The sequence below is a fragment of the Rhodopseudomonas sp. P2A-2r genome (assembly GCF_026015985.1).
Taxonomy (GTDB): domain Bacteria; phylum Pseudomonadota; class Alphaproteobacteria; order Rhizobiales; family Xanthobacteraceae; genus Tardiphaga.
This window is the reverse complement of sequence record NZ_CP110389.1, coordinates 3246869-3268090: the sequence shown is the minus strand read 5'-3', so window position 1 is coordinate 3268090 and position 21222 is coordinate 3246869. Positions and strand designations below refer to the sequence as shown.

At 64.8% G+C, this 21222-nt stretch carries 27 protein-coding genes, 1 tRNA gene, 1 pseudogene and 1 riboswitch; of the genes and pseudogenes, 10 read left to right on the top strand and 19 right to left on the bottom strand.

The genetic code is table 11. The features are described from left to right. Nucleotides 1-2 precede the first annotated feature (2 nt). From ONR75_RS15670 to ONR75_RS15635, 8 genes are read left to right on the top strand one after another with little or no spacing between them, the layout of a single operon-like run. Nucleotides 3-626 carry a lambda exonuclease family protein gene (locus ONR75_RS15670; RefSeq protein ID WP_265083386.1) on the top strand — a complete coding sequence of 208 codons (624 nt, stop codon included), beginning with the start codon at nt 3-5 and terminating at the stop codon, nt 624-626. Then, nucleotides 623-946, top strand: a complete 324-nt coding sequence (locus tag ONR75_RS15665; protein WP_265083385.1) for a hypothetical protein — start codon at nt 623-625, stop codon at nt 944-946. The genes ONR75_RS15670 and ONR75_RS15665 overlap by 4 nt, the downstream gene beginning before the upstream one ends. Next, entirely contained in the window at nt 859-1416 is a 558-nt protein-coding gene (locus tag ONR75_RS15660; protein WP_320109736.1) for a recombination protein NinB, read from the top strand. The genes ONR75_RS15665 and ONR75_RS15660 overlap by 88 nt, the downstream gene beginning before the upstream one ends. Further along, nucleotides 1413-1826: an HNH endonuclease gene (locus ONR75_RS15655; protein ID WP_265083384.1), complete on the top strand. Its 414-nt coding sequence runs from the start codon at nt 1413-1415 to the stop codon at nt 1824-1826. The genes ONR75_RS15660 and ONR75_RS15655 overlap by 4 nt, the downstream gene beginning before the upstream one ends. 29 nt (nt 1827-1855) lie before the next feature. After that, nucleotides 1856-2107, top strand: a complete 252-nt coding sequence (locus ONR75_RS15650) for a hypothetical protein (protein ID WP_265083383.1) — start codon at nt 1856-1858, stop codon at nt 2105-2107. After that, entirely contained in the window at nt 2076-2906 is an 831-nt protein-coding gene (locus ONR75_RS15645; RefSeq protein WP_265083382.1) for a hypothetical protein, read from the top strand. The genes ONR75_RS15650 and ONR75_RS15645 overlap by 32 nt, the downstream gene beginning before the upstream one ends. Further along, nucleotides 2836-3138 (top strand): hypothetical protein, encoded by a 303-nt coding sequence (locus ONR75_RS15640; protein ID WP_265083381.1) that lies wholly within the window; start codon nt 2836-2838, stop codon nt 3136-3138. The genes ONR75_RS15645 and ONR75_RS15640 overlap by 71 nt, the downstream gene beginning before the upstream one ends. 49 nt (nt 3139-3187) lie before the next feature. After that, nucleotides 3188-3775: a hypothetical protein gene (locus tag ONR75_RS15635; protein WP_265083380.1), complete on the top strand. Its 588-nt coding sequence runs from the start codon at nt 3188-3190 to the stop codon at nt 3773-3775. Between the two features lie 69 nt (nt 3776-3844). On the opposite strand, the gene ONR75_RS15630 is transcribed toward ONR75_RS15635, so the two are convergent. The 7 genes and pseudogenes from ONR75_RS15630 to ONR75_RS15600 form a co-directional block, all read right to left on the bottom strand. Next, nucleotides 3845-3922 (bottom strand) — tRNA-Pro (locus ONR75_RS15630). A 90-nt stretch (nt 3923-4012) separates the two neighbouring features. Then, a complete protein-coding gene (locus ONR75_RS15625) occupies nt 4013-4657 on the bottom strand; it encodes a MerR family transcriptional regulator (protein ID WP_265083379.1) in 645 nt (214 codons plus the stop codon). Nucleotides 4658-4695: 38 nt separating this feature from the next. After that, nucleotides 4696-5032 (bottom strand): annotated as a pseudogene (locus ONR75_RS15620) (integration host factor subunit alpha). A gap of 132 nt (nt 5033-5164) precedes the next feature. Beyond that, nucleotides 5165-6142, bottom strand: coding sequence for a beta-ketoacyl-ACP synthase III (locus tag ONR75_RS15615; RefSeq protein ID WP_265083378.1), 978 nt, complete (start codon nt 6140-6142; stop codon nt 5165-5167). Then, nucleotides 6139-7197 (bottom strand): phosphate acyltransferase PlsX, encoded by a 1059-nt coding sequence (gene plsX, locus ONR75_RS15610; protein WP_265083377.1) that lies wholly within the window; start codon nt 7195-7197, stop codon nt 6139-6141. The genes ONR75_RS15615 and plsX overlap by 4 nt, the downstream gene beginning before the upstream one ends. A gap of 245 nt (nt 7198-7442) precedes the next feature. Beyond that, nucleotides 7443-8036, bottom strand: coding sequence for a YceD family protein (locus ONR75_RS15605; RefSeq protein WP_265083376.1), 594 nt, complete (start codon nt 8034-8036; stop codon nt 7443-7445). Next, nucleotides 8033-8599 (bottom strand): ubiquinol-cytochrome C chaperone family protein, encoded by a 567-nt coding sequence (locus ONR75_RS15600; protein WP_265083375.1) that lies wholly within the window; start codon nt 8597-8599, stop codon nt 8033-8035. The genes ONR75_RS15605 and ONR75_RS15600 overlap by 4 nt, the downstream gene beginning before the upstream one ends. Nucleotides 8600-8706: 107 nt before the next feature. Here ONR75_RS15600 and ONR75_RS15595 point away from each other — a divergent pair, with 107 nt between their 5' ends. Together ONR75_RS15595 and ONR75_RS15590 are read left to right on the top strand one after the other, a co-directional pair. Further along, complete coding sequence (locus ONR75_RS15595; RefSeq protein ID WP_265083374.1) at nt 8707-9192, top strand: outer membrane protein assembly factor BamE; 486 nt, start codon at nt 8707-8709, stop codon at nt 9190-9192. A gap of 174 nt (nt 9193-9366) precedes the next feature. Continuing rightward, complete coding sequence (locus ONR75_RS15590) at nt 9367-10371, top strand: Bug family tripartite tricarboxylate transporter substrate binding protein (RefSeq protein ID WP_265083373.1); 1005 nt, start codon at nt 9367-9369, stop codon at nt 10369-10371. Between the two features lie 24 nt (nt 10372-10395). Here ONR75_RS15590 and ONR75_RS15585 read toward each other — a convergent pair whose 3' ends face one another. The 12 genes from ONR75_RS15585 to glyA form a co-directional block, all read right to left on the bottom strand. Further along, nucleotides 10396-10950: a hypothetical protein gene (locus tag ONR75_RS15585; protein ID WP_265083372.1), complete on the bottom strand. Its 555-nt coding sequence runs from the start codon at nt 10948-10950 to the stop codon at nt 10396-10398. A gap of 60 nt (nt 10951-11010) precedes the next feature. Further along, the gene (locus ONR75_RS15580) at nt 11011-11232 is read right to left on the bottom strand and encodes a hypothetical protein (protein WP_265083371.1); all 222 of its coding nucleotides are present in this window, start codon (nt 11230-11232) and stop codon (nt 11011-11013) included. Between the two features lie 56 nt (nt 11233-11288). Continuing rightward, nucleotides 11289-11672: a hypothetical protein gene (locus ONR75_RS15575; RefSeq protein WP_265083370.1), complete on the bottom strand. Its 384-nt coding sequence runs from the start codon at nt 11670-11672 to the stop codon at nt 11289-11291. A gap of 151 nt (nt 11673-11823) precedes the next feature. After that, nucleotides 11824-12444, bottom strand: a complete 621-nt coding sequence (locus tag ONR75_RS15570) for a carboxymuconolactone decarboxylase family protein (RefSeq protein WP_265083369.1) — start codon at nt 12442-12444, stop codon at nt 11824-11826. A gap of 244 nt (nt 12445-12688) precedes the next feature. Further along, nucleotides 12689-14809, bottom strand: coding sequence for a sodium-translocating pyrophosphatase (locus ONR75_RS15565; RefSeq protein ID WP_265083368.1), 2121 nt, complete (start codon nt 14807-14809; stop codon nt 12689-12691). Between the two features lie 242 nt (nt 14810-15051). Beyond that, complete coding sequence (gene thiL, locus ONR75_RS15560) at nt 15052-16032, bottom strand: thiamine-phosphate kinase (RefSeq protein ID WP_265083367.1); 981 nt, start codon at nt 16030-16032, stop codon at nt 15052-15054. 160 nt (nt 16033-16192) lie between these two features. Continuing rightward, a complete protein-coding gene (gene nusB, locus ONR75_RS15555) occupies nt 16193-16693 on the bottom strand; it encodes a transcription antitermination factor NusB (RefSeq protein ID WP_265083366.1) in 501 nt (166 codons plus the stop codon). A 3-nt stretch (nt 16694-16696) separates the two neighbouring features. Then, nucleotides 16697-17188, bottom strand: coding sequence for a 6,7-dimethyl-8-ribityllumazine synthase (ribH, locus tag ONR75_RS15550; RefSeq protein ID WP_265083365.1), 492 nt, complete (start codon nt 17186-17188; stop codon nt 16697-16699). Between the two features lie 81 nt (nt 17189-17269). Continuing rightward, complete coding sequence (locus ONR75_RS15545) at nt 17270-17878, bottom strand: riboflavin synthase (protein WP_265083364.1); 609 nt, start codon at nt 17876-17878, stop codon at nt 17270-17272. After that, nucleotides 17878-19032, bottom strand: coding sequence for a bifunctional diaminohydroxyphosphoribosylaminopyrimidine deaminase/5-amino-6-(5-phosphoribosylamino)uracil reductase RibD (gene ribD / locus ONR75_RS15540; protein WP_265083363.1), 1155 nt, complete (start codon nt 19030-19032; stop codon nt 17878-17880). The genes ONR75_RS15545 and ribD overlap by 1 nt, the downstream gene beginning before the upstream one ends. Continuing rightward, complete coding sequence (nrdR, locus tag ONR75_RS15535; RefSeq protein ID WP_265083362.1) at nt 19029-19523, bottom strand: transcriptional regulator NrdR; 495 nt, start codon at nt 19521-19523, stop codon at nt 19029-19031. The genes ribD and nrdR overlap by 4 nt, the downstream gene beginning before the upstream one ends. 34 nt (nt 19524-19557) lie before the next feature. Further along, the gene (gene glyA / locus ONR75_RS15530) at nt 19558-20859 is read right to left on the bottom strand and encodes a serine hydroxymethyltransferase (protein ID WP_265083361.1); all 1302 of its coding nucleotides are present in this window, start codon (nt 20857-20859) and stop codon (nt 19558-19560) included. Nucleotides 20860-21039: 180 nt separating this feature from the next. After that, nucleotides 21040-21146, top strand: a riboswitch (SAM-I-IV-variant riboswitch). The last annotated feature ends 76 nt before the right edge of the window (nt 21147-21222 follow it).

The following is a 21222-nucleotide window of genomic DNA, read 5'->3' as shown; positions in this document are numbered from 1 at the left end:
AAATGCAGATCATCAATTGCGAACAGAACTCCCCGGAGTGGCTTCAGGCCCGCGCCGGCATCGCCACCGCCTCGCAGTTCGCCACCATCTTGGCGAGCGGCAAGACTGCCGGGAGCCCGAGTGTCGGCCGGCGGACCTACATGCTCAAGCTGGCCGGTGAGATCATCACCGGCGAGCCGATGGAGAGCTTTTCCAACGAGCACACCGAGCGCGGCCACGCGATGGAGGACCAAGCGCGCGACCTCTACGCCTTCCAGACCGGCTATCAGCTCGACCGCGTCGGCTTCATCAGGAACGGCCGCGCCGGCGCCTCACCCGACTCGCTCATTGGCGACGACGGCGGCGCCGAGATCAAAACCAAGCTGCCGCATCTGCTCATTGACGTGCTGCTGAAGGGCGAGGTTCCGCCCGAGCATAAGGCGCAGATCCAAGGCACGCTTTGGGTGTCAAAACGCGAATGGTGGGACATCGCGATTTATTGGCCGAAGATGCCGCTTTTCGTGAAGCGGATGCACCGGGACGAGCTTTACATTCAGAAGCTTGCAACGGCCGTCGATACCTTCAACGCCGAGCTTGACGACGTGGTGGCTCAGATCCGCCGCACCGGCGAGCGGGTGGCGGCATGATGGCGCTTTCCGCGCAGGGCTTCGCCATCTGGCATCCGGAATACGGCTTCGCGCAGCCGCACCAATACGAGGGCACGCTTGCCACCGTGGCGTCGGATGACCTGACCCGCGACACCCTCAATCTAAATCGGGAGTGCAAGCAGACCAACCGCACCGGCTGGCGCATCGTGCCCGTGACGATCAGCAGGGAGCCGCCGGCTCGCATAGTTTGCGAAGCCTGCGATGGCGGCGGATGGGAGTGCTACGGCACCGGCCGCGGCGATCCGCATTTTCGCGAATGCGAGAAATGCCACAACCCGGAAGGGTTTCCCAGCCCATGAGCCGAGCCCTAATCACGCTCGACACGCCGGATGACCGCGCGCGCGCCGCCAGGTGGTGCCGCGATCTGCCGAGGGGTACGCGCGTCGAATTCAAGAAGACCAAGCGCACCCTGCCGCAGAACGCGCGGATGTGGAGCATGCTCACCGACGTTGCCCTACAGAAAGAGCACTGCGGCCGGCGCTACACGCCCGACCTCTGGAAAATCCTGATGATGCACGGGTGCGGGCTTGAGGTTCAGATGATCCCTTCGCTGAACAACGACACGCTCATCCCGTGGGGGCAATCGTCGTCGGACCTCTCCAAAGAGGAAATGACGGATCTGATCGAATTCATGTTCGCTTGGGGAGCCGAAAACGGCATCATTTGGAGCGATCCCGCCTTGCGCTCGCTGATCGCGTCCGCACCGAACCGCGGCTATCTGGCATCGCCCAGCACGGCTCCGGCCGACGATGCGAGCGTGCCGGCATGAGCATGCGCGGCGAGAAACGCACCGAGTTTCCGCAGAAGGTGCGCAAGGCCGCCTTTGCGCGCGCTTGCCGCGACTGCCCCGTGGAAGGTGTCGAGAATATCCCCGGCGTCCCTCAGTGCGAGAGCTGCGGGATAGAGCTTAAGTCCGGCAACATCGAATATGAGCACCTTGTGCCCGATGGCCTTGGCGGCGAGCCAACGCTTGAGAATTGCGGCGTGTGGTGCCGCTCTTCCTGCTCGAAAAAGAAGACGTTCAAGGAAGACAACCCGCGCATGCAGAAGGCCGACCGCGCGCTGAAAAGCGCCTTTGGCCTCAAACCAGCACGCCAGAAAATCCAGTCCGCCGGCTTCCGCCGCGCCGGCCCGCAGAATTCCGCATCCCGACCACTGCAGAGGAAGAGCGAACAATGAGGGCCGAGGATATAAACGAGCCCGCTGCGATGACCGGCCGCGGCTTGAGCAAACAACAGGCCGCCGACTATTGCGGATGCGAGAGCATGTCCGCTTTCGACACCTGGCGCCGCAAGGGAATCGTTCCGCCGGCGATCCCCGGAACAAACCGCTGGGACCGCAAGGCCATAGACGCCGCCCTTGATCGCGCGTCCGGCCTTGTGACAGCATCCGAAACCCTGACGCCCTACGGCCGGTGGAAAGCTGAAAATGAGAGTCAGGCAAAAGCCGCTCAAACTTAAGGGCATCCACCGCGTCAAGAAGCGCCAGGCGGACGGCTCTATCAAGATCCACCTCTACCACCGCGCCACCGGCCTGCCGTTGGACGAGCAGAACCTTGCGCAGACCTACGCCGCCGCCGAAAAGTCGATGAAGACCCGGGGCGAGGCAACGCTTGCCACCCTGATTCGCAAGTTCGACGGTTCCAGCTATTTCGACGGCCTCAGCGAGACATCACGACGCGAATACGTCTGGAAATTGCGGCGGATCGAAAAGCGCTGGGGAACCTGCCCGGCGTCGACCTTCGATGATGCAGACGACGCGCAGGCGTTCCGCCGCGACGCGCTCGCGTGGCAAGACGAGCTCGCGAAGACATCCCGCCGATCGGCCGATAATCTGATGGCGGCGCTTGCGCGCGTCCTGTCCTATTGCAAAGAACAGGGCGTCATCAAATTCAACCCGCTGGATACGTTTAAACGGCTCTACAAGAGCGACAGGTCCGACAAGACTTGGACCGACCCGATGCAGCAGGAATTCATCAGGACCGCGCGCGCGCCCATGGTGACGGCAATGTACCTGGTGCGAAACACCGGCATGCGCGCCAGCGACATTCGCAAATTCCCGTGGACCCGATACAACGGCGAGCAGATCCAGATCTCGATCAAGCAAGACCAGCAAACTCGTCTGGATTCCAGCCACCCGCGAGATCTGCGCTCACCTCGACAGCCTACCCCGCGTTGGCGCGCTGGTGATGCTCACCACCACCGGCAAAGCCTTCAGCAAGCGCTATTTCAACGAATGGTGGCGCGAGGACGCAGATAAAGTTGGCGCCGCAGACCTCAATTTCCACGACAACCGCGGGACCGCCGCGACGATGCTAGCCGAGGCCGGCGCCACCGCGCCAGAGATCGCCGAAGCGATGACGTGGACCGTCGACAAGGCGCAGAAGATGCTTGATTCGTATTTGGCGCGGAACGGTACACTGGCGAGGCACGCCTACGAAAAGCTTGAACGGCACCGAGATAAGACCGCCGCTTCTGGCAAGGACAAATGAGGGACGCTATTATTCAGGCTCATCAGAAAGTAGGCGGCTGGTCGCAATTATGAGCAGTGAAGTATGGCTACGAATCGACGAACACCATGACGTGCTTGCGTCGACTGACCTTCTCGCCCTTATTGCGCCGACCTTAGCGGCAACACCAAGCGGCTGGAAATGGGCTATTCTCGCCGCTCAAAACGCGGTCCATGGCGCACTGGTTTGTGCTATTCAAGACACCTCAAAGACCAACGTCCTGACGAAGTCTTCAGCCAAAACTTTTCTTAAATGGCTGGAGACCTGCACGGGAGACTATCCGGCGCAGCGAATGGCCGACTTCATGTCCCTACTTGAGATATTCCAGGAGCTTTATCCGGATGTCATCGACACTGACCAAGCCGGTCGGTTAGGGACGCTTCATAAGGTCTTCCGCAATCAGTTCGCCCACTTCGTCCCCATGAGCTGGTCGATCGAGATACAGATGCTGCCACCCCTGCTCGTTGCTGCATTCGATTTTGTCGAGGTCGCAATGCGCCAAGATCAGGTCAGTTTGCGAACGAACGGCAACTTCAAGCGAAAGCTTTCCTCGAATCTCGAAACTGCCAAGGCGGCCGTCCGAAGTCGGATGAAGAACACCGGACGAACAGAATTGTAAACTGTTTGTAAACGGGCGGCTTATGTAAACCCGAAGGAAACACCAAGACGTTGAAATTATTGGGTAAAATGGTCGGAGCGAGAGGATTTGAACCTCCGACCCCTAGTCTCCCAGACTAGTGCGCTAACCGGGCTGCGCTACGCTCCGACGATGGCATCGTGTAGCTTCGATCTGGCCCGCGCGCAAGAAGGGCGGCGGAGATTGCCGGAATTGTTCGACCCGGACCGGTCGTGGCGGTCAGCCGTCCTTGAGGGCCTGATCGAGGATCTCGCGGCAGGCCTGGAGATCGCGCAGCGCCGCCTCCAGCCGGGCGCGATCGCGCCTGCGGGCCTCGATGGCGGCGGGTGACGGCCGTGCCACCACCGGGGCGGCCACCGGCGCTGCCGGCTGCGGCTCCCGGCGCGGTGGCGGGGCGGCGATCACCGGCTCCCGGCGCGCCGCCACGGGGGCCTCGACCGCCTCCTCGACCTCCTCCTCCTCTTCGTCGTCAACGTCTTCAGCCTCGACCTCCATCGCGGAGTCGGCGACATCGTCCTCGTCGTCATCCCGGCCGCGGTCGGCAAGGCGCGGCTTGGCGTCGCCGCCGGGCGCGGCAAAGCCCGGCGCCGGAGCGCCGTCGACCAGGCCCTGCACCGCCTTGATGCCGTTCTCCTTGAGGATGCGCTGCACGCCGCGGATGGTGTAGCCCTCGCCGTACAGCAGACGGCGGATACCGCGCAGCAGATCGACGTCGTCCGGGCGATAATAGCGCCGGCCGCCGGATCGTTTCATCGGCTTGATTTGGGTAAACCGCGTTTCCCAGAACCGCAGCACATGTTGCGGAATATCGAGGTCGTCGGCGACCTCGCTGATGGTTCGGAACGCATCCGGCGCCTTGTCCAAATGCTAAATCCCCGTTCCAGACCGTGGTGATGGCGAAATCAGCCGCCGTGCTCGTCTTTGCCGTTACTTGCGGCGGTGTCGCCGTTGATGCGCTGCTTGAGGATCGCCGATGGCTTGAACACCATCACACGCCGCGGCGAGATCGGCACCTCGGTGCCGGTCTTCGGATTGCGTCCGATCTCGCTGGCCCTTCTTGCGCACCATGAAGGAGCCGAACGACGACAGCTTCACCGTCTCGCCCTTCTCCAGGCAATCGGTGATCTCTTTCAACACCAGTTCCACGAACGCGGACGACTCCGTGCGCGACAGGCCCACCTTTTGGTAGACCGCCTCGCACAAATCGACGCGTGTGACTGTTTTACCCGTTCCCGTCATCGCCTGCCCCACCCCCGGCGAGAAAATTCAATGGTGAAATTATGAGGTTACCGCTCAGCGGTCAACACTGCTGATCCAAGCAATAGCATGGAAGTTCATGGCAATGCAGGCATTTTTCTTAAAATACCGGACTCACCAGCGCAGAAGCGCCGATCCCCAGGTGAAGCCGCCGCCCATGGCTTCCAGCAGCACCAGATCGCCCTTCTTGATGCGCCCGTCATGCACTGCAACGGACAGCGCCAGCGGAATCGATGCCGCCGACGTATTGCCGTGCAGGTCCACCGTGAGCACCACCTTCTCCGGCGCGATGTGCAGCTTGTGCGCGGAGGCATCGATGATGCGCTTGTTGGCCTGGTGCGGCACGAACCAGTCGATGCTCTCGGCGCTCTCGCCGGTCGCCTTGAACGCATCGTAGATCACGTCGGTGATCATGCCGACCGCGTGCTTGAAGACTTCGCGGCCTTCCATGCGCAGATGGCCGACGGTCTGGGTCGAGGACGGCCCGCCGTCGACGAACAGTTTCGACTTATGCCGGCCGTCGGAGCGCAGATGCGTGGTCAGGACGCCGCGGTCGCTCGGCAGGCCGGGCTGCTGCTGCGCTTCCAGGATGATGGCGCCGGCGCCGTCGCCGAACAGCACGCAGGTGCCGCGGTCGGTCCAGTCGAGAATCCGCGAAAAGGTTTCCGCGCCGATCACCAGCGCGCGCTTGAAGGCGCCGGTGCGCAGGAAATTGTCCGCCGTGGCCAGCGCGAACACGAAGCCGGAGCACACGGCCTGCAGGTCGAACGCGGCGCCGTGGTTGATGCCGAGCGCGTGCTGCACCTCCACCGCGGTGGCCGGAAAGGTATGGTCGGGCGTCGACGTCGCCAGCACGATCAGGTCGATCGACTGCGCATCGATCCCGGCATGGGCGAGCGCCGCCTTGGCGGCCTTGATCGCCAGATGCGAGGTGAATTCGCCCTCGGCGGCAATGTGGCGCTGCCGTATCCCGGTGCGCTGGACGATCCATTCGTCCGAGGTGTCGACTTGGGACGCCAGCTCGGCATTGGTCAGAATCCGCTCCGGCAGATAGGAGCCGCAGCCGAGCACGACCGAACGTAGTGTAGTCACGAGACAGCCTCCTGCGCGGGCGTCGAGGAAAGCGCGCTGCCGTCGCGGTTGAGCATCAGATTGATTTTGGTGAGAAGATCGTAGCGGACCATGTCATAGCCAACGTCGACCGCATAGGCAAAGCCGTCGGCATTGGTGCCGCCGTGGCTCTTCACGACAATGCCCCTGAGACCCAGGAACACGGCGCCGTTGGACTTGTTGGGATCGACCTTGTCGCGCACTGCCTTGAAGGCGTTCTTGGCGAACAGGTAGCCGATCCGGGAGCGCCAGGTCCGCGCCATGGCGTTGCGCAGATATTCGCTGAACTGCCGCGCCGTGCCTTCCGCGGCCTTCAGCGCGATATTGCCGCTAAAACCCTCGGTGACGATGACGTCGGCGGCGCCGCGACCGATACCGTCGCCCTCGACGAAGCCGATGAAGTTGAGCTGCGGCAGATCGGCGGCGCGCAGCAGTTCGGCGGCCTCCCTGATCTCGTCGCCGCCCTTGATTTCCTCGACACCGATATTGAGCAGCCCGACCGTGGGCCGTTCCAGGTCGAACAGCGCGCTGGCCATGGCGCTGCCCATCACCGCCATCGTCTTGAGGTGCTGGGCATCGCCGCCGATAGTCGCGCCGAGATCGAGCACCACCGAGTCGCCGCGCGTCGTCGGCCAGATCGCGGCCAGCGCCGGGCGCTCGATGCCGTCGAGCATGCGCAGGCAGAACCGCGCCATGGCCATCAGCGCACCGGTGTTGCCGGCGGAAATCGCCACGTCGGCGTCGCCCTTCTTGACCGCGTCGATGGCCTGCCACATGGACGACACCCGCCGGCCGCGACGCAGCGCCTGGCTTGGCTTGTCGTGCATGCTGACGGCGACGTCGGTGTGGATGACTTTCGACACCGCCTTCAGGGCGGGATGATTGGCCAGCTCGCGTTCGATCAGCGCGCTGTCGCCGAACAGCAGGAATTCGCTGTCGGGATGACGGGTGAGCGAAATCGCGGCGCCGGGGACGACAACCGATGCGCCGACATCGCCACCCATGGCGTCTAGCGCGATGCGAACCTTTTTCGGCATGAACGTCCCGGAAACCTGTCTCTTTGCGGCCGAGTGACGCGACCGCGGAGGAAACCCGCCGCGTTTGGCGACGAGCGGCGAAGTGCTTTATTCAATCCTGATCGGGCCGCGACAATAGCGTTTCCCGGCTCCGATACAACATCCCGGGCGGGCGGTTTTGCTGCGGCGGGCGCCCCGGCCGCTGGAATCAGCGCCCGTGTGCCCAATAAACCAGAGCGGCCGGCCCTGCCGCTATCCGGTTTAGCTCACGATTTCTCCTTGGGTTTCTTCGTTCCCGGGGCGGTTTGGGCCTCCTTCAGCGCTTTCAGGGCGGCGAACGGGTGATCGCTCGGGTCCGGCGGGATTTCCGGGACCTCGAACACCGCATCCGGCTTGCGCGGATAGGGGTTCAGCCCGAGATACAGCGCATCGGTGGCCAGCCGGCCGATATCGATGAAGCCGTGATCGATCGGTTCCGGCGGGTCCGGGGTCTCCTGGTCGCTCTCGATATCCTCGTCCACCGATTCGGCCAGTTCGCGAATCTGCGAGGGCGGCGCGAACATCAGGTCGATCGCCTCGTCGAAATCGCTCTCGATGGGATCCAGCGTCACCACGCAGCTCTGCCCGACCCTGCCCCAGACCCGGCCGACCACGTGGACCTGGCCGCTGCCCACCGGCGTCAGCACCAGCGACGCCTTGGCCGCCGATACGCCCAGCAGACCGCCCAGTTCGGCAATGGCGGCGCGTTCCGCCGGACTGGCCTCGATGTCGCGCTGCAGGCCGGTTTCCGGGATCTGCGCCACCGCCACCGGCAAGCTCCAGGGATTGGAGACATCCGTCATGCGATCGATTCTGGTCATTTCGTCATCATCTCCGTGGCGACCGGCGGCGGGAAGCGCCATGATCCGTTCGCAACTGTTGTTTCGTCGAGCGCGGCCAGGGCGGCCGTGGCCTCCGCCACATAGCCGGCGAGCCGCCGCGCCTGCGCGAGGTCTGTGCCATTATAGATATTCTTGTCCAGCGCCAGTGCCAGCGCCTCCGGCCCCTCCGCCAGTGCTCTATCATAAGCGGCGGCGCGGCCGTAGAAGGCCCGGCCGAATTCCTGCATCTTCTTGGGCACCTTGAGGTCGCTGGTGCCGAGTTCACGCAAATTGTGGTCCATGTCGCTGCAGAACCGGTCGATCAGCCCCTGCGATAGCGATTCCTGCGAGGCGCCGGAGGTCTCGATCTCCTTCAATTGCTGCAGCAACAACCACAGGTGCAGCAGCAACATGTCAAAACGCCCGTTAACCGTGTCCGCGACCCCAAGTTCCCGATAAAACCGGGGTTCTCGCGCCTGCGCCACGATCATGCCATAGATGGCCTCAATGGTCCCCCGCAACGGTGCCGGGGGTTTCCTGAAGTGATTGAACGGCCAGAGCATCTTGGGTTCCTCAGGCGGGCCCCCGAGGCGCGCGCATGTTGCAATCAGAGGTGCTGCCCGGTACGTCAACGCCTCGCGCGATGCAAGAGGATGAGGCCCATTCCGTCATGACAATTTCGAGCCAATCAGGCGTTCCGGCGCGCCCGCACCGCAGTTCGCGCGCCAGCTGGCGCAGCCTGCGCGCCGCGCTTGCCATCGCCGTGAGCGGCCTGGCACTGGCGGCCTGCACCTCCGAACAATTCCAGAAGGGCTACATCCTGCCCATCGGCGCGCTGGAGCAGATTCCCATCGGCGCCAGCCAGGATCAGGTGCTGATCGTGATGGGCACGCCGTCCACCGTGGCGACCCTGAGCGGCGAGGTGTTCTATTACATCTCGCAGCGCGCCGAGCGCCCGGTGGCCTTCATGCCGCAGAAGGTCACCGACCAGCGCGTCATCGCGATCTACTTCGACAAGGATCGCAAGGTGCAGCGGCTCGCCAATTACGGCCTGCAGGACGGCAAGATCTTCGACTTCATCAGCCGCACCACGCCGACCTCCGGCCAGGAAATGAGCTACCTGACCCCGCTGTTCAAGCTGATCAGCTTCCGGTAGTTCGCCGCATCAACGTTTGAAACGCAAACCCCGCGGCATGCCGCGGGGTTTTGCTTGTGCAGGTCCGCAGGGTGGCGCCTGCGTCAAAGCCTACCTTGCAGACGCAGCGGCGCGGCTTTACGATTTCTCCCAAGACCAAAAATCATCACGACAAGAACCTTCAGGGAAGAAACCATGACCAGCCTGATCACGCGCCGCGGCCTGCTGTCGGCAGCCGCCGCTTTGTCCGCCACCTCCGCTTTGCCCAAGACGAGCCGCGCCGCCGGCGAATGGCGCCCGACCGAAACCGTTCGCATCATCGTGCCGGCCGCCGCCGGCGGCTCCACCGACGTGATGGGCCGCATGCTGGCGGCGCATCTGCAGACGGCGTGGGGACAATCCGCGGTGGTGGAGAATCGCTCCGGCGGCGGCGGCACCATCGGCACCGCCGAGGTGGCGCGGCTGAAGGGCGACGGTCACACCATCCTGGTCGGCAATCCCGGCCCCAACGCCATCGCCTATAGCATCTTCAGGAACCTGCCCTACAAGGCCGAACAGCTGCAGCCGGTCAGCAACATGATCCGGATTCCCAACATCGTCTGCGCCCACCCCTCGGTGCCGATCAAGACCATTCCGGAGCTGATCGCCTATATCAAGGCCAACCCCGACAAGCTGAACTACAGTTCGTCGGGCGTCGGCCAGAGCCCGCACCTCACCGGCGCGTGGTGGCTGCAGCTCACCGGCCTGAAGATGCAGCACGTGCCGTTCCGCGGCGCCGGCCCGGCGTTGCAGGCGGCGCTGGCCGGCGACGTCCAGATCCTGTTCGACAATCTCTATCCGTCGCTGCCGCAGGTGCTCGACGGCAAGCTCATCGGCCTCGCGGTCACCACGCCCGAGCGCACCGCCCAGGCCCCGAACATCCCGGCCATGCGCGAGACCGCGCCGGAACTGGCCAGCTTCGATGTCTCGTCGTGGTTCGGCGTATTCTATCCGAAGGGCGCGCCGGCTGCGGCCGTCGATGCGCTGAACGCCGAGATCAAGGTGCTGTTGGCGCGCGCCGACACCCAGAAGACCATCACCGCCATGGGTGCCGTCTCGGACTACGGCACGCCGGCGCAGTTCTCAGGCTTCGTCGAGGCCGAGACGGCGAAGTTCAAAACCATCATCGACAAGGAAGGGTTGAAGATGGAGGTGCAGTGAGCCGCCGCCCGCACCTCGCATACATCATCCGGGCGCGATGCGGCTGCGTGCATAGGCATGAACCGCGTCGCGCTCCGCCACCGTCGCAAACACACGGCCGGGTATGCGCATTGCATACAGCGTGCCGCTCCAGAACAGCAACGCGCCATCTTCAACGCTGACCTCCGCGATCGCGGGCCAGCGCCATTCAGTCAGTGTCTGATGACCGCTGATCCTGACGCCGTCGGCATCGACGCACATCGACGCGGAGGGCCAGTCGCGCGCCGCGCTAGATGCCAATTGCTGCAGGGAGCGCGCATGCGTGAAGCTGAATGCCGACGACATGGCCTGAATTCCAAGCAGAAATGCCAGCGCGCAAAGCATGGCAACCGCCGCGCCATTGCCCTGACGGGTCATGACCGTGCTCATTGCGCCAAGAACGAGTGCGACCGGTACCGCAGCGAGAACTGCCACGAGATAGATCCGCTTTGACGTCGTCTGCCGTTGCTGCCGTCGCCCGATCTGGACGAACAGTTGCCGGTAATCCTCTGGCGTCAAATCGACCGAGTAGGAGAATCCTTCGTCGACAACGGAAGACATGGCGGTCCTTGCAGAATGTGCCGGAGCGGCTTTCGATGGAGGTGAGTGAGGCCGTCGCAGCTATGCCTTGAGCCAGTTCCAGACAACCAGAACGGCGGCGGCAAGGCCGACTGCAATCATCACCCGCGGCTGATACGGATCGGCGCGCGCATTGGTTTTCTGGTCGCCGCCGCAGCTCGGACAGGTCGCCGCGTCCTTCAGCAAGGTTGTTCCGCACCAGAAGCACTTGGCGGTTTCAAACGTCATCGTGACCTCGGCGACGGCGACATGTGTCGGATACACGTCAGTCGTCCTCGACCGAGCCTAGGTTCAAGAGAGCATCGCGTTCAGACGCGCCGCTACCGCTTCGCGCCGTACTTGGCTGCGAAATCACGGCTGGCGCGGGCCACGCAAACCGCGGCCTGGCCCTGATACATGGAGCCCTGATTCTTCTCGGCGATCTGGCTGCATTTTTCGCGCGCCTTCTGATAGGCGGCCTTGACCGCCGGCGTGGCCCTGGCCTGGAACCGCGGTTCGCATTTGGACAGCACGATGGTCGACAGCGCGTTGTCGCCGGATGAGCCGAGCTGGCAGGTCTCGAAGATCTTGTAGGCGCCTTCACAGCTCCAGGCGGTGTCGAGCGCCTTGGTGACGGCGCCGACGAAGTCAGCGCCCTTTGCATCGCCGCCGACCGTGCACTGTTCGGCAGCGATTGCCGGCGCGCCGCCGGCCGCGATGGCCATCCAAAGCACCGCCGAGGCCGGAAAATGTCGCCTTGTCATCCCCTCGATCCCCTCTGATCCAAAAAACCCCGCGGTTCGACCGCAGGGTTTGGTTTGTCAGATTCATTATAGACCGCAGCATCAAAATCGCCAGCGACGGCGCTTGCCGCAGCTATTCCGGGAAGCGGGTCAGTTTCGGCACATCCGACGGCGCCTGGTAGCGCGCGACGTTCATCTGCATCGCCAGCAGTGTGTAATAGGCATTGATGCCGGTCAGATCGACGACGCCGCGCTTGCCGAACCGCTTGTCGGCGCGGGCAAAGGTGGCATCGGAGACCCGCTTGCTGGTGTGCAGCTCGGTGGAGAAATCATAGACGATCTCTTCATCCTCGCTCATGCCGGTGGGGCGGCGGCCATCGGCGATGGCATCGGCGATCTCCTTGCGGATGCCGGCCTTCAGCGCGATCGGATAATGGAACTGCCATTCGAAGTCCTGGGTCCACTGCCGCGCGGTGATCAGGATCACCAGTTCGCTGAGGGTGTTTCCCAGCGACGACCTGAAGCGCAGATAGTCGCCCATGGAACGCGCCTGGGTCATCACTTCCGGCGAATGCATCAGCGCCTCGAACGGGCCGAACACCGGAGTCTTGCGCGCGGCCAGGAAGTCGGCGGCGGCCTTCTTCTGGTCCTCGGTATATTGCGCCGGAGGGATCGTCGGCAGGCGCTGCTCGGCGGCTGCGACGGCGACATTGGAAAGCAGCGTGAAGGCAGCGATAGCGATAGCACGTTTCATCAGGGGTCCTTGACTGGTGGTTGGGAGCTTGCCGCGGTGGCCTGCGGCCGCACGCCGGCGTTGGGCGGGCCCCACGCAGTAGCGGCTTTGCTTTAGCGATTCCTGCGCAAGATGCGTCCAATTGAATCCGTTGGCGAACGGTGCGGCGCCACGCGGCTGCCAGGGTCCCGACCGCAGCGGCCGTGCGCCCACGAAAACCCCCGCGGCTCACACCGCGGGGTTTTCGGTCCAGTCGGGAACGGGTCTAGTGCGCCAAGATCGCCAGCAACAGGAGCGCCACGATGTTAGTGATCTTGATCATCGGGTTGACCGCCGGGCCCGCGGTGTCCTTGTAGGGATCGCCGACGGTGTCGCCGGTCACCGCGGCCTTGTGGGCGTCGGAGCCCTTGCCGCCGAAGTGGCCGTCCTCGATGTACTTCTTGGCGTTGTCCCAGGCGCCGCCGCCCGAGGTCATGGAGATCGCCACGAACAGGCCGGTGACGATGACGCCGAGCAGCATGGCGCCGACCGCTGAGAACGCCGCCGACTTGCCGTCGGCGCCGCCGCCGGCGATGAAATAGATCACGAAGTACACCACCACCGGCGACAGCACCGGGAGCAGCGACGGGATGATCATTTCCTTGATCGCCGCCTTGGTCAGCAGGTCGACCGCGCGGCCGTAATCCGGCTTGTCGGTGCCCTGCATGATGCCCGGTTTTTCACGAAACTGCCGGCGCACTTCTTCCACGATCGCGGAAGCCGCACGGCCGACCGCGGTCATGCCCATGGCGCCGAACAGGTAGGGCAGCAGACCGCCGAACAGCAGGCCGACCACCACATAGGGGTTGTTCAGCGAGAAGTCCGGCAGCACGCCCTTGAAGTAGGGATACTTCGCGGCATTGGCGATGAAGAACTTGAGATCCTCATTATACGCCGCGAACAGCACCAGCGCACCGAGACCGGCGGAGCCGATGGCGTAGCCCTTGGTCACCGCCTTGGTGGTGTTGCCGACCGCGTCGAGCGCGTCGGTGGCCTTGCGCACTTCCTTGGGCAGGCCGGCCATTTCGGCAATGCCGCCGGCATTGTCGGTGACAGGACCGAAGGCATCGAGCGCCACGATCATGCCGGCCAGCGCCAGCATGGTGGTGGTGGCGATGGCGATGCCGAACAGGCCGGCCAGGCTGTAGGTCACCAGGATGCCGGCGATGATCACCAGCGCCGGACCGGCGGTGGATTCCATCGAGATGGCGAGGCCCTGGATGACGTTGGTGCCGTGGCCGGTGACCGATGACGCCGCGATCGACTTCACCGGACGATATTGCGTGCCGGTGTAGTATTCGGTGATCACGATGATCAGCGCCGTCACCACCAGTCCGGCGACGCCGCATTCGAACAGCGCGAGACCCGTGTACTTGACGCCAGCCAGCGGGCCGAAGCCCACCAGCCAGTAGATGACAGCCGCGACGCCGAACAGCGACAGCACGCCGGTGGCGATCAGGCCCTTGTACAGTGCGCCCATGATCGACTGCGAAGGACCCAGCTTGACGAAGAAGGTGCCGGCGATCGAGGTCAGGATGCAGATGCCGCCGATGGCGAGCGGCAAGGTCATCATGTTGACCAGCAACGGCGAGGTGGCGAAGAAGATCGCCGCCAGCACCATGGTGGCCACCGCGGTCACCGCATAGGTCTCGAACAGGTCGGCCGCCATGCCGGCGCAGTCGCCGACATTGTCGCCGACGTTGTCGGCGATGGTGGCGGGGTTGCGCGGATCGTCCTCGGGAATGCCGGCTTCGACCTTGCCGACGAGATCGCCGCCGACGTCCGCCCCCTTGGTGAAGATGCCGCCGCCGAGGCGGGCGAAGATCGAGATCAGCGAGGCGCCGAAGCCGAGCGCCACCAGCGCATCGACCACGGTGCGGCTGTTGGCGGCGAGGCCGAGGTAGTGGGTGAGATAGGCGAAGTAGATGGTGACGCCGAGCAGCGCCAGGCCAGCCACCAGCATGCCGGTGATGGCGCCGGCCTTGAAGGCCAGCTCAAGCCCACCGGCCAGCGACACGGTCGCCGCCTGCGCGGTGCGGACGTTGGCGCGCACCGACACGTTCATGCCGATGAAGCCCGCCGCGCCCGACAGCACCGAACCGATCACGAAACCGACCGCGACCAGCGCCCCCAGGAAGTAGTACAGCAGCACGAAGATCACCACGCCGACGATCGCGATCGTCATGTACTGGCGCTTCAGATAGGCCTGCGCGCCTTCGCGCACGGCCGCTGCGATTTCCTGCATCCGCGCGTTCCCGGCGTCCGCCTTCAACACCGATGCCGTCGCCCAGATCGCGTATACGATCGAAAGTGCCCCACAGAGCACGATCACCCACAATGCTGTCATGGAATGCCTCAGTCCTTCCTGCCCCGCGCCCGGTTGAGGACGCATAAAAAGGAGGCCTGCCCAGACGTGAGGACGGCCTCTCGTGACCGAAGCATGGCAAAATCGCCCCGGCCACGCAACGCTGCGAACGGCTAACACATGCCCTTTTTACCAACAGACGGCAGGCTAGCCGGCACGCGGCCGGAGACGTTTGATCCAGGACAATTGATCCGGCACAATGCCCCGGACCGCCGGCCGCGGCGTCAGAAGTGGCTGTAGGACAGCCGTGACAGGACGAGTTCGCGTCCCTGCGCATCGACCATGCGCAGCCCTGCCCCCGCCGAGATCGTCCCGATGGCCGAGACTGGCACGCCGGCACGCTGCGCCTCGTCTGTGAAGGCCATGAGACGGCTCGGCGGAATCGTGCAGAGAATTTCGTAGTCGTCGCCGGCGGAGAGCAGCGTTTCCAGTTCCACGGTGCCGCGCTCGAGCAGCAGCCTGGCCGGCGTCGACAGCGGGATCTCCGCCGTGGAGATGCTTGCCGCGACCCCGGAGGCGGCCAGCAGCCTGGTCAGATCGCCGGCGAGGCCATCCGACACGTCCATCGCCGCGCGTGCATGGTCGCGCACGGCCTTGGCCAGCGCGTTGCGCGGCTGCGGAATCCGGTAGCGCGCGATCAGCCCGGCAGCGGCGGCCATGTCATGGGCCAGCGACGCCTTCACCGCGCCGCCCTTCAGCACGTCGAGGCCGAGCGCGGCGTCGCCGATGGTGCCCGTGACCACCACGAGGTCGCCGGGCATCGCGCCGCTGCGGCGGACCATGCGGCCTTCCGGCACACGGCCGAAGGCGGTGATGGAAATCATGATCGGTCCCGGCGTCGACACCGTATCGCCGCCGAGCAGCGGGCAGCCGAACAGCCGGGTATCCTCGCCGAGGCCGCGCGCGAATGCCTCGAGCCAGTCAGGATCCCGCTCGCGCAGCGCCAGCGTCAGTACGAAGCCGGCCGGAATCGCGCCCTTGGCGGCGAGATCAGACAGGTTAACGCGCAGGGCTTTGCGCGCGATGGTGTCGGCGGGATCGTCGGGCAGGAAGTGCACGCCCTCGACGATGGCGTCGGTATTGACCACCACATCCTCGCCGCGCGCCTGCAGCACCGCGGCATCGTCAGCGAGGCCGAAGGCACCCGGATCGGTGGCCAGCGGCTTGAAATAGGTCGCGATCAAAGTGTCTTCGCCGGATGACATTCGCTACCCGCTTCCAGAGCAAAACCAAACTCTAGCGTCATCCTGAGGCGCCGTCGCTCTTGCGACGGCCTCGAAGGATGAGCCGCAAGTGTCGGTACCCGTGGCCGCATCCTTCGAGGCTCGCCCTTCGGGCGAGCACCTCAGGATGACGACGACTGAGTTACCCTCGCATCGAGTCGTCGGGCCGAAAATGTCTGGCGATCTGGTCGAGCACGGCGTTGACCATGCCGATCTCGTCACCCTCGACAAAGGCGTCCGCCACGTCGACATATTCGGAAACGATGACGCGCGCCGGAATGTCCTTGCGATGCTCCAGCTCGTAGGCCCCTGCCCGCAGCGTCGCGCGCAAGATCGCCTCGATGCGCGCCAGCGGCCAGCCCTTGGACAGCGCGTCGTCGATCAGCGGATCCAGCTTGTTCTGGTCGCGCAGCACGCCGGACACGACATCGCGGAAGAAGGCTTCCTCGGCCGGCAGATACTGGTCGCCCTCGACCTCCTTGCCGAGCCAGTGGCTTTCGAACTCCGCAAAAATGTCATTGATGCCGGCGCCGCCGATATCCATCTGGTATAGCGCCTGCACGGCCGCGAGCCGCGCCGTGCCGCGCTTGTTGGCCTTCTTCTCGGCGGGCTTCTTGATCGCGGCCTTCTTGATCTCTGCCATGTCTCAGCTCTTCGCCAGACGGCGTTTGATGCGCAGCATCGCCAGCGCCGCCCGCGCCGCGTCGCCACCCTTGTTCAGGTCGTCGGCGCGGGCGCGCGCCCAGGCCTGCTCGTCGTTGTTGACCGTGATGATGCCGTTGCCGAGCGGCAGGCGCCTGTTGACCGCGAGGTCCATCAGGCCGCGCGCCGACTCCATCGAGACGATCTCGAAATGGATGGTCTCGCCGCGCACCACGCAGCCCAGCGCGATGGCCGCGTCATAGGGCTCGTCGTGCTTCTCGGCGGCGTCCAGCGCGATGGCGATCGCGGCGGGAATTTCCAGCGCGCCGGGCACCGTGAGGACGGTGTGGCTGACGCCCGCGGCATTCAGCTCCAGCACCGCGCCGGCCAGCAGCGCATCCTGGATATCGTCGTAAAAGCGGGCTTCGACAATCAGCACACGGGCGCCGGAAATGTCGGTTTGGTCCTGCAACTGAGCGCGTCGCGCGTCTGCCATCGTATTCCGTCTCGAATTGATTGATTGCGCAGGGTTTTAGGCGTAGCGGCGGGATAAGCCAAGGGCCGAAGCGTCGGCGCGCTATTTCATTTCCGTCAGCCGCGCCGCGTAGCGCGCCATCTGGTCGACCTCGAGATTGACCTCGTGGCCCTCCTGCCAGTCGCCGATCGTCGTTACGGCGAGCGTATGCGGGATGATCAGCACCGAAAACTGGACGTCATCGACGGTATTCACGGTCAGCGACGCGCCATCCAGCGTCACCGAACCCTTGGTGGCGATGAATCGCGCCAGCTCGCGCGTGGTGCGCAGCGTGAAGCGCGCCATATCGGGCAGGTTGTCGCGCGCCACAATGGTAGCGATGCCGTCGACATGGCCGGAGACAATGTGGCCGCCGAGCTCGTCGCCGATCTTCAGCGCACGCTCCAGGTTGAGGCGGGTGCCGGCCTTCCAGTTCTTTGCCGTGGTCAGGCCGAGCGTTTCGGCGCCGGCGTCGACCTCGAACCAGGTGCGGTTGCCGCTCACCCCGGAGCCCGTCACCGTCAGGCAGACGCCGTTGTGCGAGATCGAGGCACCATCCGCGATGCTGCTCCGATCGTAGTGGCTGAGCACGCGCAGCCGGTGCAGCTGGCCCTGCGCCACCGGCGTCAGGGTTTCGATCTCGCCGATGTCGGTGACAATGCCGGTAAACATTATGCGCGCTCAAAGATCGTCAGGGTGTCGTTTTCAATGGTTTCGCTAGCACGGACCTTCAATCCCGGCGACCCCGCGATTGCGGTCAGCGGCAATGCATCCAGCGCCGGGACGCCGCCCGCGCCGATCTCCTGCGCCCCGCGAAACAGCCAGACCTCGTCGACCAGGTCGGCGGCCACGAAGGACGACGCCACCTTCGCCCCGCCCTCGACCAAGAGCCGCGAGATCCCCTTGCCGGCCAGCGCCTTGAGCACCGCCGCGAGATCAAGCCCGGGCGGCGGCGCGGTGGTGGTCGGCACCCGCATCACCTGCGCGCCGGCGGCCTGCAGCAGCATGGCCGCGGGCGCCTCGGAGAGGCTCGAGGTCATCACCCACAGCGGCGTTTGTCGCGCCGAGTGTACCAATTTTGCCTTGCCCGGCAGCCGCAGCGCGCGGTCCAGTACCACCCGGATCGGCGACTGCCTGATCATCCCCGGCAACCGGCAGGTCAGTTCGGGATCGTCGGACAGCACGGTGCCGATGCCCACCAGCACCGCATCGCATTGCGCGCGCAGCAGGTGCACGCGAGAGTGCACCTTCTCGCCGGTCACCGGCACGGGCTTCCGTCCCGCCGCACCAATAAAACCGTCCGGCGACACCGCGAGTTTGAGGATCACATGGGGCCGGCCATCGCGGACGCGACGAAAATGCCCGGCATGGTCGCGCGCGGCTTCCTGGGCGCCGGTGCCGAGATCGACCCGGATGCCGGCGGCGCGCAGCCGCGCATGGCCCTGCCCGGCCACCTCGGGATTGGGGTCCTCCACGGCCGATACCACCCGGGCAATGCCGGCGGCGATCACCGCATCGGCACAGGGCGGCGACTTGCCGACATGCGAACACGGCTCCAGCGTCACATAGAGCGTGGCGCCGCGTGCGGCCTCACCGGCACGCCTGAGCGCCTCGACCTCGGCATGGGGCCGCCCGCCCGGCTGGGTCCAGCCGCGGCCGACAATGGCGCCGTCTTTGACGATGACCGCGCCGACTGCGGGATTGGGAAAGGTATTGCCGAGCCCGCGTCGCCCGAGCGCCAGCGCCAGCGCCATGAAGCGCCGGTCGACGGCCTTCGCTTCACTGGATTTCTGGGCGTGCTGATCTTCCAGAATGCGGAAGATCACTTGCGCACCACCACCGGCTTGATGTCCTGCTTCAACTCGTCTTCGCCGGACAGTTCGCCGAGCACCGCCTCGAAATCCTTGGCCTCGCGAAAATTGCGGTACACCGAGGCGAAGCGCACATAAGCGACGTCATCGACGTGGCGCAGATGCTCCATCACGATCTCGCCGATGGCCTCCGAGGAAATCTCCGCCTCGCCGCCGCTTTCCAGCTCGCGCACGATGGCCGAGACCATGGTCTCGATCTTCTCCGGCTCCACCGGCCGCTTGCGCAGACTGATCTGCAGCGAGCGTACCAGCTTGTCGCGGTCGAACGGCACGCGGCGGCCGTTGCGCTTGATCACCGTCAGTTCGCGCAGCTGCACCCGCTCGAAGGTGGTGAAGCGGAAGTTGCAGGCCATGCAGACCCGACGCCTGCGAATGACCGCGGAATCTTCCGTGGGACGCGAGTCCTTAACCTGCGTATCGAGGCTGTTGCAGCTGGGACATCGCATTCCACAAGACCTTCAAAGCGACTGACGAAAGACCTTACTGATAAATCGGGAAACGGTCGGTCAGCGCCCTGACGCGTTCCTTGATCGCCGCCTCGACCAGCGGCGCGCTGCCGTCGCCGGACTGCGCCACCGCACTCAGCACTTCAGCGATCATTTCGCCGACCTGCTTGAATTCGGCGATGCCGAAGCCGCGCGTGGTGGCCGCGGGGGTGCCGAGGCGAATGCCCGAGGTGACCCACGGCTTTTCCGGATCGTAAGGCACGCCGTTCTTGTTGCAGGTGATGCCGGCGCGAACCAGCGCCTTCTCCGACACGTTGCCCTTGAGCCCCTTCGGGCGGAGATCGACCAGCATCAGATGGTTGTCGGTGCCGCCCGAGACAATGTCGTAGCCCTGCGCGCGCAGCGTTTCGGCCAGTGCCTTGGCGTTCTCGACGACGTTCTTGGCGTAGACCTTGAAGTCCGGCGCCAGCGCCTCCTTGAACGCCACCGCCTTGGCGGCGATCACGTGCATCAGCGGGCCGCCCTGCAGGCCCGGGAAGATCGCCGAGTTGAGCTTCTTGGCCAGCGCCTCGTCATTGGTGAGGATCAACCCGCCGCGCGGGCCGCGCAGCGACTTGTGGGTGGTGGTGGTGGTGACGTGCGCGTGGGGCACCGGCGAGGCGTGCTGGCCGCCGGCGACCAGGCCCGCGAAATGCGCCATGTCGACCAGCAGGTAGGCGCCGACGCTGTCGGCGATCTCGCGAAAACGCTTGAAGTCCCAGGCGCGCGAATAGGCCGAGCCGCCGGCGATGATCAGCTTCGGCTTGACCTCTTCCGCCTGCCTGGCCACCGCATCCATGTCGATGATCTGGTCTTCCTGGCGCACGGTATAGTGCGCCGGCTTGAACCACTTGCCGGACATGTTGACCGGCGAGCCGTGGGTCAGATGGCCGCCCGCGGCGAGATCGAGGCCCATGAAGGTGTCGCCCGGCTGCAGCAGCGCCAGGAACACCGCCTGGTTCATCTGACTGCCGGAGTTCGGCTGCACGTTCGCAAAAGCCGCGCCAAAGAGCTTCTTGGCGCGCTCGATCGCCAGGTTCTCGGCGACATCCACGAATTCGCAGCCGCCGTAATAGCGCGCGCCCGGATAGCCCTCGGCATATTTGTTGGTCATCACCGAGCCCTGCGCTTCCAGCACGGCGCGGCTGACGATGTTTTCCGAGGCGATCAGCTCGATCTCGTGGCGCTGGCGGCCCAGTTCGCCCTGGATCGCGGCGGCGATCTCCGGATCGGCGGATGTCAGCGACGCAGAGAAGAAGGAGACGGGCGCGGAAGCGGAATGGGCCGAAGAGGTCATGGGCGAAATATCTCCACCGCCGCAGCCCTCGGTCGGGTGCGGGCAGTCACGTGTGGCGGGTCGAAGCGGCGCCGCCGAGATACCACATCTGGCGGATATGGCCAAGGTTTTGCGCATCCGATCAAGATTTAGGCCGGTTTTCGGGCCCTTGCCTGCCCCCGGCCAAGCGGATATGCCATTGGCCAACATCAAGAGTTGAGCTGACGCTCAACGCCAACCTGCTCCCGGGCAAGGTGGCGTTCCCCCGCGGGGGAGATGTGGCCGATCCGGCAACCAACGGGATGCAGCCGCGCGTCAATCTCTCCTGGTGGAGACCGATCGACCCCAGCGAGGCCGCCGTGACCACACCCCTGCCCAGCAATT

What these genes read in the sequence shown, in the direction of transcription:
- ONR75_RS15575 (WP_265083370.1), bottom strand. Translation starts at nt 11,672, where the DNA reads ATGGCCATCGCGGCCGGCGGCGCGCCGGCAATCGCTGCCGAACAGTGC.
- ONR75_RS15650 (WP_265083383.1), top strand. Translation starts at nt 1,856, where the DNA reads ATGACCGGCCGCGGCTTGAGCAAACAACAGGCCGCCGACTATTGCGGA.
- ONR75_RS15645 (WP_265083382.1), top strand. Translation starts at nt 2,076, where the DNA reads ATGAGAGTCAGGCAAAAGCCGCTCAAACTTAAGGGCATCCACCGCGTC.
- ONR75_RS15545 (WP_265083364.1), bottom strand. Translation starts at nt 17,878, where the DNA reads ATGTTTACCGGCATTGTCACCGACATCGGCGAGATCGAAACCCTGACG.
- ONR75_RS15595 (WP_265083374.1), top strand. Translation starts at nt 8,707, where the DNA reads ATGACAATTTCGAGCCAATCAGGCGTTCCGGCGCGCCCGCACCGCAGT.
- ONR75_RS15660 (WP_320109736.1), top strand. Translation starts at nt 859, where the DNA reads ATGGGAGTGCTACGGCACCGGCCGCGGCGATCCGCATTTTCGCGAATG.
- nusB (WP_265083366.1), bottom strand. Translation starts at nt 16,693, where the DNA reads ATGGCAGAGATCAAGAAGGCCGCGATCAAGAAGCCCGCCGAGAAGAAG.
- nrdR (WP_265083362.1), bottom strand. Translation starts at nt 19,523, where the DNA reads ATGCGATGTCCCAGCTGCAACAGCCTCGATACGCAGGTTAAGGACTCG.
- thiL (WP_265083367.1), bottom strand. Translation starts at nt 16,032, where the DNA reads ATGTCATCCGGCGAAGACACTTTGATCGCGACCTATTTCAAGCCGCTG.
- ONR75_RS15585 (WP_265083372.1), bottom strand. Translation starts at nt 10,950, where the DNA reads ATGTCTTCCGTTGTCGACGAAGGATTCTCCTACTCGGTCGATTTGACG.
- ONR75_RS15570 (WP_265083369.1), bottom strand. Translation starts at nt 12,444, where the DNA reads ATGAAACGTGCTATCGCTATCGCTGCCTTCACGCTGCTTTCCAATGTC.
- ONR75_RS15605 (WP_265083376.1), bottom strand. Translation starts at nt 8,036, where the DNA reads ATGACCAGAATCGATCGCATGACGGATGTCTCCAATCCCTGGAGCTTG.
- ONR75_RS15565 (WP_265083368.1), bottom strand. Translation starts at nt 14,809, where the DNA reads ATGACAGCATTGTGGGTGATCGTGCTCTGTGGGGCACTTTCGATCGTA.
- ONR75_RS15670 (WP_265083386.1), top strand. Translation starts at nt 3, where the DNA reads ATGCAGATCATCAATTGCGAACAGAACTCCCCGGAGTGGCTTCAGGCC.
- ONR75_RS15655 (WP_265083384.1), top strand. Translation starts at nt 1,413, where the DNA reads ATGAGCATGCGCGGCGAGAAACGCACCGAGTTTCCGCAGAAGGTGCGC.
- ONR75_RS15665 (WP_265083385.1), top strand. Translation starts at nt 623, where the DNA reads ATGATGGCGCTTTCCGCGCAGGGCTTCGCCATCTGGCATCCGGAATAC.
- ONR75_RS15600 (WP_265083375.1), bottom strand. Translation starts at nt 8,599, where the DNA reads ATGCTCTGGCCGTTCAATCACTTCAGGAAACCCCCGGCACCGTTGCGG.
- ONR75_RS15590 (WP_265083373.1), top strand. Translation starts at nt 9,367, where the DNA reads ATGACCAGCCTGATCACGCGCCGCGGCCTGCTGTCGGCAGCCGCCGCT.
- glyA (WP_265083361.1), bottom strand. Translation starts at nt 20,859, where the DNA reads ATGACCTCTTCGGCCCATTCCGCTTCCGCGCCCGTCTCCTTCTTCTCT.
- plsX (WP_265083377.1), bottom strand. Translation starts at nt 7,197, where the DNA reads ATGCCGAAAAAGGTTCGCATCGCGCTAGACGCCATGGGTGGCGATGTC.
- ribH (WP_265083365.1), bottom strand. Translation starts at nt 17,188, where the DNA reads ATGGCAGACGCGCGACGCGCTCAGTTGCAGGACCAAACCGACATTTCC.
- ONR75_RS15635 (WP_265083380.1), top strand. Translation starts at nt 3,188, where the DNA reads ATGAGCAGTGAAGTATGGCTACGAATCGACGAACACCATGACGTGCTT.
- ONR75_RS15640 (WP_265083381.1), top strand. Translation starts at nt 2,836, where the DNA reads ATGCTCACCACCACCGGCAAAGCCTTCAGCAAGCGCTATTTCAACGAA.